Source organism: Vibrio chemaguriensis (genome assembly GCF_012275705.1).
Taxonomy (GTDB): Bacteria; Pseudomonadota; Gammaproteobacteria; order Enterobacterales; family Vibrionaceae; genus Vibrio; species Vibrio diabolicus.
This window is the reverse complement of the sequence record NZ_SHOE01000004.1, coordinates 120,840-133,127: the sequence shown is the minus strand read 5'-3', so window position 1 is coordinate 133,127 and position 12,288 is coordinate 120,840. Positions and strand designations below refer to the sequence as shown.

The 12,288-nt window shown below is 43.7% G+C and carries 12 protein-coding genes; 7 read left to right on the top strand and 5 right to left on the bottom strand.

Features of this window, described 5'->3' with window-relative positions; all coding sequences use genetic code 11:
* Positions 1 to 342: a peptidylprolyl isomerase PpiC gene (ppiC, locus tag EX191_RS06085; RefSeq protein ID WP_074189873.1), complete on the top strand. Its 342-nt coding sequence runs from the start codon at positions 1 to 3 to the stop codon at positions 340 to 342.
* A gap of 124 nt (positions 343 to 466) precedes the next feature.
* On the opposite strand, the gene EX191_RS06080 is transcribed toward ppiC, so the two are convergent.
* The 3 genes from EX191_RS06080 to rcnR form a co-directional block, all read right to left on the bottom strand.
* Positions 467 to 895: a hypothetical protein gene (locus EX191_RS06080; protein ID WP_193447352.1), complete on the bottom strand. Its 429-nt coding sequence runs from the start codon at positions 893 to 895 to the stop codon at positions 467 to 469.
* Entirely contained in the window at positions 892 to 1,818 is a 927-nt protein-coding gene (locus tag EX191_RS06075) for a zinc dependent phospholipase C family protein (RefSeq protein ID WP_193447351.1), read from the bottom strand. The genes EX191_RS06080 and EX191_RS06075 overlap by 4 nt, the downstream gene beginning before the upstream one ends.
* A gap of 196 nt (positions 1,819 to 2,014) precedes the next feature.
* Positions 2,015 to 2,287: a Ni(II)/Co(II)-binding transcriptional repressor RcnR gene (gene rcnR, locus EX191_RS06070; protein WP_046873754.1), complete on the bottom strand. Its 273-nt coding sequence runs from the start codon at positions 2,285 to 2,287 to the stop codon at positions 2,015 to 2,017.
* A gap of 136 nt (positions 2,288 to 2,423) precedes the next feature.
* Between rcnR and EX191_RS06065 the strand changes: the two genes are divergently transcribed.
* The 3 genes from EX191_RS06065 to EX191_RS06055 all read left to right on the top strand — a co-directional run bounded on the left by EX191_RS06065 (position 2,424) and on the right by EX191_RS06055 (position 5,807).
* The gene (locus tag EX191_RS06065) at positions 2,424 to 3,500 is read left to right on the top strand and encodes a nickel/cobalt efflux protein RcnA (protein WP_193447350.1); all 1,077 of its coding nucleotides are present in this window, start codon (positions 2,424 to 2,426) and stop codon (positions 3,498 to 3,500) included.
* Positions 3,501 to 3,551: 51 nt separating this feature from the next.
* Positions 3,552 to 3,902: a DUF3147 family protein gene (locus tag EX191_RS06060; protein WP_005392525.1), complete on the top strand. Its 351-nt coding sequence runs from the start codon at positions 3,552 to 3,554 to the stop codon at positions 3,900 to 3,902.
* Positions 3,903 to 4,247: 345 nt separating this feature from the next.
* Positions 4,248 to 5,807, top strand: a complete 1,560-nt coding sequence (locus tag EX191_RS06055) for a methyl-accepting chemotaxis protein (RefSeq protein WP_047008423.1) — start codon at positions 4,248 to 4,250, stop codon at positions 5,805 to 5,807.
* Positions 5,808 to 5,938: 131 nt separating this feature from the next.
* Here EX191_RS06055 and EX191_RS06050 read toward each other — a convergent pair whose 3' ends face one another.
* Positions 5,939 to 6,838, bottom strand: coding sequence for a LysR family transcriptional regulator (locus EX191_RS06050; protein WP_193447349.1), 900 nt, complete (start codon positions 6,836 to 6,838; stop codon positions 5,939 to 5,941).
* 142 nt (positions 6,839 to 6,980) lie between these two features.
* Between EX191_RS06050 and accD the strand changes: the two genes are divergently transcribed.
* Positions 6,981 to 7,844: an acetyl-CoA carboxylase, carboxyltransferase subunit beta gene (gene accD / locus EX191_RS06045; protein WP_176319678.1), complete on the top strand. Its 864-nt coding sequence runs from the start codon at positions 6,981 to 6,983 to the stop codon at positions 7,842 to 7,844.
* Between the two features lie 31 nt (positions 7,845 to 7,875).
* Here accD and EX191_RS06040 read toward each other — a convergent pair whose 3' ends face one another.
* Positions 7,876 to 8,853, bottom strand: coding sequence for a hypothetical protein (locus EX191_RS06040; protein ID WP_193447348.1), 978 nt, complete (start codon positions 8,851 to 8,853; stop codon positions 7,876 to 7,878).
* A gap of 448 nt (positions 8,854 to 9,301) precedes the next feature.
* Between EX191_RS06040 and EX191_RS06035 the strand changes: the two genes are divergently transcribed.
* Together EX191_RS06035 and EX191_RS06030 are read left to right on the top strand one after the other, a co-directional pair.
* Positions 9,302 to 11,719 (top strand): M9 family metallopeptidase, encoded by a 2,418-nt coding sequence (locus EX191_RS06035; protein WP_193447347.1) that lies wholly within the window; start codon positions 9,302 to 9,304, stop codon positions 11,717 to 11,719.
* 284 nt (positions 11,720 to 12,003) lie between these two features.
* Positions 12,004 to 12,234: a PAS factor family protein gene (locus tag EX191_RS06030; protein ID WP_005375384.1), complete on the top strand. Its 231-nt coding sequence runs from the start codon at positions 12,004 to 12,006 to the stop codon at positions 12,232 to 12,234.
* Positions 12,235 to 12,288 lie beyond the last annotated feature (54 nt).

Genomic DNA, 12,288 nt, shown 5'->3' with positions numbered 1-12,288 from the left:
ATGTTTGGCGTGTTAAAAGGGATTGGGTACACTTGCGCGACCAGAATAGTGAGAGATAGATCAATGGCAAATACAGCAGCCGCATTACATATTCTTGTGAAGCACAAAGAGCAAGCAGAAGACATTATCAAGCAACTGAAAAAAGGCGCAAAGTTTCAGACACTAGCGAAGAAGTATTCCACTTGCCCGTCAGGCAAGCGCGGTGGTGATCTTGGTGAGTTCCGCCGTGGTCAAATGGTACCTCAGTTCGACAAAGTGTGCTTTTCTGGCGAGGTTCTGACGCCACATCTAGTCAAAACCAAGTTCGGCTGGCATGTTGTAAAGGTGCTTTACAGAACGTAGTGATTTCTTACAGGTAAGCTTGAGCTTTTTAAATATTACCTGTTTCTGCATATTGTGAGTAATACATGACAGGCATAAGTTAAAGCCATGTATTACTCATAAATTTCCTCTATTTTCCCTACTGTTAATCAGCACAAAGAGCTGCCGCATCAAGTTTGATTTGGCATGAGTAAGGTTTTGGAGAGTCCCAATAGATCTTATCAAATTCTGAGTTGCAACCTGCATCTTCCATTAATGCTATATCTCCGTCACATATCAACATAACTGCATTATTACCTTGAAACTCTGAAAGAATTCGATAATTAGAAATGTTTCCATCGATAGCTAACTGTGAGAGTTTGGTGATTTGAGCTGGATTAGCTGACATCGCATTTTCGAATATTTCTTTCTCTGTTAGTCCTGCTGTGTCTCCAAACTTGAGCTCACCGTCAACAGCTTGGGCTACATCTTTTAAAATCGAGGCCATATCAAACATGACCTCTTCAGGATATTGAGAGCTGTTAGCGCAAGAAGTCAATGAGAGAAGAAGGGTGATAACGATGATTAGCTTCATAGATTTCTCCAAGCACTAAGCTGTCCGCTTTCATTTCGGCCAGTGTCTAAATTCCAATTTTCAAAAAAGCCAGTATATTGGTTTTCATAAATGGTAGCTGCCAGCTTTTCCCAAAATATTTGGATTGTCTTAATCGCCTTATCAAAAATTTCATCGTAGTGCTTAATACCATCTGGCGTTTCTAAATCCTGAATATAAGTAGAGTCAACTTCGTTTGGAAGCGGGTAAGTTAACCCTAGTTTAGAAGCCACATGCCTCGCCCAAGGAAATAAGCGATGCGACTCCTCAGCATTGTCCACAACGGATTGAAATCCTTCGTGCCAGACGTTTACGTCAGGTTTGCATTCTTTAGCATATTCGGGATAAGTAGCTGAAAGAGCATTAGACCAAATAATACGAATAACAGGATCTATTAGGTTGTTGTTATTCTGGTCCACACAACTGCCGATGTTTTCTCTGACTCTATCTGCAAGGCCAATACTTCCGAGTTGCATCCTGGACAGCCAAATATAAGCATCTTGGTGCATTTCACAAATTCTGTGTTGCTGGGCGTTTTCTGCGTAAGGGCCCACTTTTAATTCAACAACAGGATGAAGAGTAATATCGGTTGCTACATGTGCTACAAAGCCACATAACCATGAGAAGGCTTTTTCAAAGTGTTCGTTATCTTCGGCTTTTACCTGTTGAATAAGAGCATCAATTAGCTTACCAACGTGGTTGTAATGCATTTTATCTGCCCACTTATTTTGCGCAGAACTCATTAGAGCAAGGTAAGGATAGTCGGGGCTTACACAACCGAGCTCTAAATACCGTTTATTTTGAGCTAAAGCCTTTTTTGCTTCTCGAGGTATGTTTAACTTCATCAATGCATTATTAGCAGAAGCTTCATTTACCGCTGTGATATGTGCGAAAGCACCAGGCATAGTAACCTCCATGTACAGTTTAAATGCATGGAGTTTACTATGCAGGCAATATGTTCGTTGCGACTCGAGTCTTATAAAAATAAATGTTTATGTATTGGATATCGAGCGAGGCATTTGCAAATTATCGCCTTAGGACTTGCGTTATCTATTTTAATGAAAATCGATAATGGCACTTCAAAAAATTAATGAAATCGTGTTATTTGATATAGGAGTCCAACACTTTCAGTACAACTTCCATATCAGCTTCACGCTTTTCTAATTCTTCCTCCAATACGACGTGTTCGATGAGATGGCCTTTTATCACCTCTTTCATTAAGCCATTTACAGCCCCTCGAATTGCAGCGATTTGTTGCAACACATCTTGGCACTCATGTTCTTCTTCCAGCATTTTTTTAAGACCATTCACCTGACCCTGTATTTTGCTGACACGGGTATTGAGCTTCTTTTGATCTCTGGTTGTATGGGACATGACTTATCTTCTTTAAGTTACTGACTGCGAGATTCTAACTGATAATGTAGCACTCATCTTATACTGGGGGGTAGTATTAAATACTGGGGGGGAGTATAGTTTAGGGCAACTTTAGAAGAGCATATTGAGAATAACAATGGATTTCGTCACATTATTACAACAAGGTAACGGATGGTTTTTTATACCCAGCGCCATTTTATTAGGAGCGTTACATGGATTAGAGCCAGGACATTCAAAAACGATGATGGCCGCGTTTATTGTGGCCGTAAAAGGAACAGTGAAGCAGGCGGTGATGTTGGGGTTGGCTGCAACGCTTTCCCATACGGCGATCGTATGGATAATTGCTGCGGGTGGGATGTATATAAGTCAAAGATTTACTGCAGAAGCTGCGGAGCCATGGATGCAGCTTATCTCTGGGGTGATTATCGTTTCGACGGGTTTATGGATGTTCTGGAGAACGTGGAGTGATGAGCGAGCTTGGCACAAAGCTCATAAGCAAGCTCGAGACTGGAGAACGCAAGTTGTCGATTCTGGTCATGGGCATCTATCGCTTTCTATCGTAGAAGAAGGGCATCACTGCCGTTTTCAGTTACGCACACTTAACGGTAAGCCTTTAACGGCTGAAAACGTTAAACTAGTGCTACCTAACGCAATCAGGCAGCCTTCTGATATTTATCACTTTATTGAGCGCGATGGCTATTTGGAATCCGCCTCCTGTATTGAAGCCTCTGATGATTTTTTCGTCACATTGATGGTCGGGCACCATGATCACACCCACGATTTCGAGGTGCATTTTCATGCGGATTCCCATTCGGAAAGTGAGAATAAAGAGTACCAAGATGCTCATGAGCGTGCTCACGCTCTAGATATTCAAAAGCGCTTTGGCGATCGAGATGTTACCAATGGACAAATACTTCTGTTTGGTTTGACTGGTGGGTTAATACCATGCCCGGCGGCGGTCACTGTTTTACTCATTTGTTTGCAACTTAAGGCCATGACACTTGGTGCAACCTTGGTGGTGTCTTTCAGTATTGGTCTAGCGTTAACTTTAGTTGCGGTTGGTGTTGTCGCGGCAGTGGGCGTTCAAAAAGCAACATCGAAGTGGAGTGGTTTGAACGATGTGGCTCGTCGTGCACCTTATCTATCGGGGATCTTGATTAGTGCCGTTGGTGTATATATGGGCATGCACGGGTTTACGACGTTAATGAGCTAGGCTCTGTTGTAATTATTACGTCGCTTTTTGTTTATTAAAGGTAGCTCTTTCATGTTGTGGATGATTACTAAGTACGCGTTAACCGCAGGAATAGTGGTGCTTATATCTGAAGTTGCCAAGAGAAGTGATAAAGCGGGAGCGCTGATTGCCGCGCTCCCGACGGTCACTATTTTAGCTTTGATTTGGATGTATATTGAAGGGCAAGGTCAGGAAAAGCTCGCGAACCACGCGTTTTATACTTTTTGGTATGTACTGCCTACATTGCCGATGTTTCTAGTTTTTCCTTTCTTACTGAGCCGATATTCGTTTTGGTTCTCTTTGGGAATTTGCGCCATTATTTCAATCGTTTGTTTCTTTATTGTGACCATCGTTATCAAAGAATTTGGAATAGAATTAACTTAATTGAGCAAAGGAGAATTGTAAGAATATAGGTCGAAGCGCTCGCTTATTTATATTTTCAAGGCTCTAACTAGAACTCTTTTTTTAACTCTCGATGCTAGTGTGGCCGCTTACTTGAAGTTATCGATTACTCTCTTGTTTTTCAGTCAAACCTCGTAGAAATGTGACGTTTTGAAGACTTTTCTTCCTTCATTCTAAAGTTATCGGTAATCAGGCAGATACAGTGGCTACAAAGTTACGTCTAGCTTTGCCAGACAGGCTAAAAATACAGTTTGTGTTGGTTATAAGAGGCGAAAGGCTTAACGCTCTGTCGTGAGCATCACATTGAATTGTACCGAGACAATTAAAATGAAAAGAATCATCTTATTAGCCGTTTGCGCCATGTTTGGTATTGCTGTCGTGGCAAGTATGGCATCAACGTACCTAATTTCGAGTCAGAAAATCGATGACATCATCTTAAACAAATCCCAAGTTCAAGCTGAGTTTTTAGCAGGAAATGCAAGTTATATTTTGGAGAACTCAGCCAACCCAATGCAAGACTTACAATCGCTTGTTGAGGGTTTGAAACAACGTTCAGACGTAAGCTATGCAGTCGTAATAGATCGCAATGTGACGGCGGTTGCTCACAGTGATAAGCAAAAGCTAAATAAAACCTACAATGATAACTACACCGTTGAAGGTGCAACCAAGGGTGTACAACAGTATTCAAAGTGGTATGCCGATGTCCAGAAAGTGTGGGTGTTTGATATCATGGCGCCGATCTACGTGAATGGTCAGTTGTACGGTACGTTTGATATTGGTATTCCTATTACAGAAGTAAGCCAAGCGACGAATGGAATTATTACTTCCCAACTGATTTCCATGGTGGTGATCTTCGTTCTGTGTGTTTTGGCTCTATCGCTTCTACTCAACAAGCTGATGCGACCGCTATCTGCGCTTAAGGAGGCGTTGCAAGACATCTCGAAAGGTGACGGAGACTTAACGGTTCGTTTACCAGCAAAAGGTAATGATGAAGTCGCACAAATTTCTTCGGCGTTCAACGTGTTTGTTGGCAAGGTACATGAAATCATTACACAAGTTGTAAATACTGGTGTGGATCTGAATGGTTCTGCTGTTGCGCTGCGTGGACAATCTCAACAAGCGCTCGCAAGAGGGCAGGAGCAGAATGAGCAAACCATGTTGGTTGTCACGTCTATGAACGAAATGATCGCGACCGTCAACGAAATCGCGTCAAATGCTGCTGGTGCAGCAAGTGCTGCGAGCACGGCAAGTAATGAGACTCAAGATGGCTACAAGACGCTAGAACGCACCAAGACGGCGATGACGAATCTTGAAAACGAGATGAACAGTACTTCCAATATTATCGTAAGCCTTGCGGACAACACTCAGTCGATTGGTAGTATTCTCGAAGTCATTAGAGGGATCTCTGAGCAAACGAACTTATTGGCGTTAAATGCCGCTATTGAAGCAGCGCGCGCCGGTGATGCCGGACGAGGTTTCGCCGTAGTGGCAGACGAGGTTCGTAATCTTGCAACTAAAACGGCTCAGTCCACTGATGAAATTGACAACATGATCCATCAGTTGCAAACCGAAGCCCAAAGTGCGGTTAATTCAATGAGTAATAGTAGAACCCTAATTGAAGAAGGCACTGCAGAAACGGAGCTCGCTCGACAAGCACTAGAGGCAATTGCTGATCAAGTTACTACTATTTTGGATATCAATACTCAAGTGGCAACGGCAACAGAACAGCAATCAACGGTAGCAAATGAAATTAACATGAATATGGATACCGTCAGTCACTCCGTGAAAAACGCGCTAACGGCGAGTGAGCAATTGGAAGAATCAAGTCAACAACTTGCGGAATTATCGAGAACTCTCGATCGTCACGTAGGAGCGTTTAGAATTTAAACGCCAACGGAAATCCTTTTGCAAAAGCCAGTAAATCTCGATTGCTGGCTTTTTTATTTGAGAAAATCGCATGTCGAATTGCTCTACTATGCCAGTTTTTATAGTTATTGTGATAAATGATTAATGCTTAACTAGGCGTTAAGCTTCGCGTGTTGTTTTAAGTGCTCAACAAACATAGAGATTTTCTTGGCTAAGTGCTTTCTAGAAGAGTAAAACGCATAAAGCACTAAATCTTCAGGTTCGTATTCTAGAGGGATGACTTCAAGCTTGCCGCTCTCGATCTCACTTTTGCATGATTCTATTGGAAGTATTGCGTATCCAAGCCCTGATAACGCGCCAGATTTAGCGAGATGGCCACTGTTTACTTTGAACGAGGATTGTACTGTTTGCGTAATATGACCTCCGTCGGGATTTTTAAATACCCAGGGAGCGCCATTTACTGCAGTAAGTGTCGTGATACAGGGAACATGATTTAAATCCGTAATTTTGTAAGGGCTGGCGTACTTATTAAGCAGTCGAGGCGCAGCCAAAATAGCACTGGGCCAGCGTTTGATTTCCCTTGCTACCCAATTGCAGTCAGACAAAGTCCCTCTATGAAAACTCAAAATGACATCAAAGCTATCAATAATCTCATCTTTAGGGTTTAGCGTTGTATCGCAAGATAAAGAGATTGACGGGTATTGCGTGCAAAAGGTGACAACCGCTTTGGCCAGTACAGGTGTGTCTGGCATAAGAATACGTAGCTCTCCAGTTACGGTGTGCGAGTGGCGAGTCACGGTTTCTAGCGCGTTGTTGAGTTGTTCCAATAATGGACGAGTGCTGCTATAGAGCTCTTCTCCAGCCTCGGTAGGCGTCATTCGCCTTGTTGTTCTATTGAACAACCTGATGTTTAACTTTTCTTCAAGCAGGGTAATATGTCGGCTGACATTCGATGTTGGTATATTCAAACACTCAGCGGCTCGCTTAAAGCTGTTGTTCTCATAAACACAATGAAAACTTTTTAACCAGGTTTGGTCGACGTTATCAAACATTCTATTGTCCCACTTTATTGGATTATCAAGCCAGCATATCCCACTTTATCCTCATACTGAGTAGCATACAATTTTATTTAAAAGTCAGAGCGGGCAAACGATGCAGATGTCCTGCTACGAGGTGATAAATAATGAGGTACTCATGAGTTGGCTAGAAAGGTTATTTGAGAATAAAAATATAATAGGTTCGCGCAAAGCGTCTATTCCTGAGGGCGTTTGGACAAAATGCCCTGAATGTGAACAAATACTTTATCGCGCGGCATTAAAAGAGAATTTGGAAGTATGTCCTAGGTGCTCTCATCACATGAGAATGGCTGCACGTCAAAGGTTGAACACTTTTCTGGATCATGGAACACAGCAAGAGTTGGCAAGTGAGTTGGAACCGCAGGATATTTTGGGTTTTAAAGACTTAAAGCGATATAAAGAGCGAATTGCCATCGCGCAGAAAACGACTGGAGAAAAAGATGCCTTGGTTGTGATGCAGGGGAAGTTACTAGGCTTGCCTGTTGTAGCTTGTGCGTTTGAATTCTCTTTCATGGCTGGCTCGATGGGGGCGGTGGTTGGCGAGAAATTTGTCCGCGCCGTTGAAACTGCGATTAATACAAAATCTGGGCTAGTGTGTTTTTCTGCTTGCGGAGGGGCGCGCATGCAAGAGTCTTTGGTAGCACTAATGCAAATGTCAAAAACCAGCGCCGCGTTAAACCACTTATCTGAGCGCAGATTACCCTATATCTCAGTATTGACGGACCAAACTTATGGTGGCGTCTCGGCGAGTTTAGCCATGTTGGGAGACATCAATATTGGTGAGCCTAAAGCAAGCATCGGCTTTGCGGGAAGGCGTGTTATTGAACAAACGGTACGTGAAAAGCTACCAGACGAGTTTCAAAGAAGTGAGTTTTTATTAGCACATGGTGCATTAGATATGATTGTAGACAGACGTGAAATGCGTGATCGCGTTGGCGGCTTATTGGCTAAGTTAACCAACGCGAGGGTGGTTTCAGAATAGGTGGTATTAAAGTTAGACTTAGTACTTGCGTTTATTGAGCCGTAATCATTACAAACCGTTCATTTTGCCCCCATCTTGGTTCCGCATTCATTAGGCTGAGATCCAACGCCGTTTGGTATGGGTCAACAGCAAAATGGTCGCTTACTAAACCCCAGAGCATCCAGTTGATTGCGGTTTCATTCTCGGTAAGCTCTTCGAGTGGCGCTCGGAGGAAAAAGTACTCATCTTCGCCATCGTAACCGAGCCGATCATAGATAATGTTGCGTAGCTCTCGATCCAAATCATGTTGGAGATTGATTGAATCGCACAGTTGCTCTTCTGTTGGGCTATTCTCATGGCGATAAACATTGCGTTTTGACTCTTTGCGTAAAGTACCTGCGCCAGTTTCAATGCTTACTTTCTTTTGCGAGTGTTGCTCAAGAACTTGAATGATTTCATCCTCTAGTTGGTCGAGTTTACTCAGCAAAACTTGATTGTTTATGTCACCAGCGGGGGAGGTCATCGTTTGGAAGGCTTTCACTCTCTCGTAGACTGCTTTCCCGTGAGGAAGCGCTGCAAAGCACTGTTCTCGGAGCGCTTCATTGGCTTGCCAAATGCCCGAGTAGAGCCCGTAATCATGTGGATATGGTGGAAGATCTTCAGTATCTTCCCCTAATAATTCTCGCCAGCGCTTTTGCCACTGTTCTTCTTTTGCGTGTTTTACACGAGCGTATTGCTTAACCCAGCGGTTACGAAGTTTTACCCCAAAAATGGCAAGTCCCCATGGAGCGAGCAAATAAAAATAATAGTGAGAAGAGTTATCCCAAAAGTAACCGTAAGCGTAAACACCAAAAGCAAGCACCCAAGTTCCAATAGTACAAGCAATAATCCCGGACATTATTGATGACTGGCGCTTTGTTTCTCTTAATGTATTACCTTCAGCACATAACCAAAAAATGCCGCCAAAAACAAAGGCAAACGTTGTCATGAAGTAGGCAAGCCCCGCTCCCAAAAATCCCCAAAGTGACATGTATTATCCCTAGCCAAATATCTGCTTTATTCACTCATCAATGACTCGAGGAGTAAATGTGTTTGATTTGGCAGAGAATTTACCATTAACGCCAGCCTTTTGATATGCACTCGATAACTTATTGGAAATGAGTCACAAATAAAAATAGATGGTATCAAGCATCAAAATTTAATTTAGAACCTTTGATTGTCGTGAACTCTATCTGGAAGAGTTAAGGGTGGCGTTTAAGGGCAATTTTCCTCATGAAGTCGTTATTTAGAAAAAGGTAAATTAATGTTTTTATTGATAATTGTGAGAAATCTTGGGTTGGGATTGATCCCATAAATTTAGAGTAAAAAGCCTATTTTTGGGAGCGATTTCATAAATTTTATGATACTGATTTCACTGTTTGAGCTGTAAAGAATATAAACCCCCACTCAATGTATGTTAATAATCAATGAGTGTTGTTATGTCTCATATCCGTTTTTTCCCGCGCCATCGTTTGGCGCTTGCTTGTATGCTAGCGAGTGTGTCTAGCTTCTCTTTTGCACAAAACCAGTGCGCTGTTGCTGATCTACAACAATCGAGAGACTTGGCTGCTGCCGTTTCTGGTGCTGAGTATGATTGCTACCACGCTTGGTTTTCAGCTCCTTCCGCAACGCTGAACGATATTTACAGCGAAGCGAGCTTAAGCCGTATCCAAGTCGCGTTGGATCAAGAAATTGCCCGCTATCGTGGAGAAGCAGAGCAAGCTCGTGTTCTAGAAAATCTGGGCGAGTTTATTCGTGCTGCATACTACGTTCGTTACAATGCTGGCACAGGTACACCTGAGTTTTCAGAAGCGTTGAGTCAGCGTTTTGCTCAGTCGACGAACCTATTCCTTAACAACCCTCATGCTTTGGATCAAGGCCGTGAACAAGTTGGCGCAATGAAGAGCTTGACTTTGATGGTTGATAACGTGAAGCAGTTGCCGCTGACCATGGATAGCATGATGGCCGCGTTGATGCACTTTAACCGTGAAACCGCGCAGGACACGCAATGGGTCGATGGTTTAAACAACCTGTTCCGTTCTATGGCAGGTCATGTAGCAAACGATGAGTTCTACCGCTACATGGCAAACAATACTCACCATATTGATACATTAGCGAGATTCGCATCTGATAACGCTTGGGCATTGGATACGGATGCGAGCTTTATTGTTTTCAATGCATTACGTGAAACTGGTCGTTTGCTTGCGAGCCCAGATCAGGAGACCAAACGCAAAGCCTTGGCTGTGATGCAACAAGTGATGCAGCGTTACCCATTGGGCAGTGAGCATGACAAACTGTGGCTTGCTGCCGTAGAGATGATGAGCTACTACGCACCAGAAGGCTTAAACGGTCTGGACCTAGACCAAGCGAAGCAAGATCTAGCAGCGCGCGTGATGCCAAATCGTTTTGAGTGTCAGGGACCTGCCATCATTCGCTCTGAAGATCTAACCGATGCTCAAGCTGCGAAAGCGTGTGAAGTGCTGGCTGCGAAAGAAGCCGACTTCCATCAAGTGGCGAATACGGGCAATCAACCTGTCGCTGATGACTTGAATGATCGTGTTGAAGTGGCGGTGTTTGCTAGCAACGACAGCTACGTTGATTATTCTTCGTTCCTGTTTGGTAATACAACGGACAACGGTGGTCAGTACCTTGAGGGGAATCCATCAAAAGCGGACAATACCGCCCGTTTCGTGGCTTATCGCTATGCGAATGGCGAAGATTTATCGATCTTGAATCTAGAGCATGAGTACACGCACTATTTGGATGCGCGATTTAACCAGTACGGCTCGTTCAGTGATAACTTGGCTCATGGTCATATTGTTTGGTGGCTAGAAGGTTTTGCGGAATACATGCATTACAAACAAGGCTACCAAGCGGCGATCGAACTGATTGCAGGCGGTAAACTGAGCCTTTCAACTGTGTTTGATACCACATATTCTCACGACACTAATCGTATCTATCGTTGGGGTTACTTGGCCGTTCGATTCATGCTAGAAAATCATCCGCAAGACGTAGAAAGCTTGTTGGCGTTGTCGCGCACTGGTCAGTTTGAACAGTGGGCGCAACAGGTGACGACATTAGGCCAACAATATGACGCAGAGTTTGAGCGCTGGTTGGATACGTTAGAAGTGGAGCCAGAGCAACCAGGTACTGACCCAGAAGAGCCAACAGAACCTGAAGCACAAGTGACTGAATTGACGGCGAACCAAAGCCTTCAACTCAGTGGCGAAGCGTACAGCGAAAAACTGTTCTACGTTGACGTACCAGCCAACACCGTTCGCTTTAATGTATCTATTGAAGGTGCGGGGGATGCGGATCTTTACATGAGCTACAACAAAGTTGCGCATTACTACGACTTTGAAATGAGCCAGTATGGCGATGGCAGCAATGAAGAGATTGTATTTGAGCCAGAGCAGGATGGTTACGTGAAAGCAGGTCGTTACTACATCAGTTTAACTGGCCGTGATAGCTATGACTCTGTGAATCTTGTGGCTGCTTTAGACGTTGAAGCGCAAACACCGCCAACACAAGTGCAAGACGATTCGGCACCGGTGGTACTAGAGTCTGGTGAAGCAAAAATGCTGACCGTTCACAAGCAGCGTTATGCGGCAGTGTATGTACCTGAAGGTGTTGAAGAGATTCGTGTATGGCTAACGGCTCACTCTCAAACGGGTAATGTCGATCTATACGCCAGCAGAGAGCATTGGCCTACGGTTGAGCAACACGAGTACGTGTCCAACTATGCAGGTAGCAACGAATACCTTGCGATTCCTGTTACTGAAGCTGGTTATGTGCACTTCTCTCTTCAAGCACCAGAACAAGGTGATGACGTTGAAATGTTAGTGCACTTCAACTAAAACATGCTTGATTAGCTGAAATCGAGATAAAAACGTCGCTCATTGAGCGGCGTTTTTGTTTGTATCGGACGCTATTGTGATCAAACAGCGGCGAATGCTAGTTAATCGGCTGATTTATCGAGTTATCCTTTGCTCTTTTTCTAAACGGCTTTAGGTTTGTATTACAATTTACCGTGCACATAAACTTTTTTAGCGACGCGTTCTGTGACCTAGCTTCTGATTTGTGCTTTCCAAACGGATACAATATATATGCACCCCGTGCAATAAAGTGAAAAGGGAAAGACATGAAAACGCTTATTTATGAAACGTTGATTAGCCTTGCTAACCAAGAACCAGAACAACATGCAAGAATCCGACAAAATCTATATGAACAGTTGGATCTGCCGTTCGATAAGCAGCTGGCTTTGTATTCTTGTGCCCTTGGTCCTGCAAGTTCAGGCAAGTTGGAGAGTAGTCAAGGCATTAACAACGCGGTAGATTGCGCGGTTAAACTGCTTGAAACCCCTGAGCGCTAATTCACTCGTTGTTTAAATCACGGCCCGATCCCCAAGGGCCGTTTTTAATTGCCT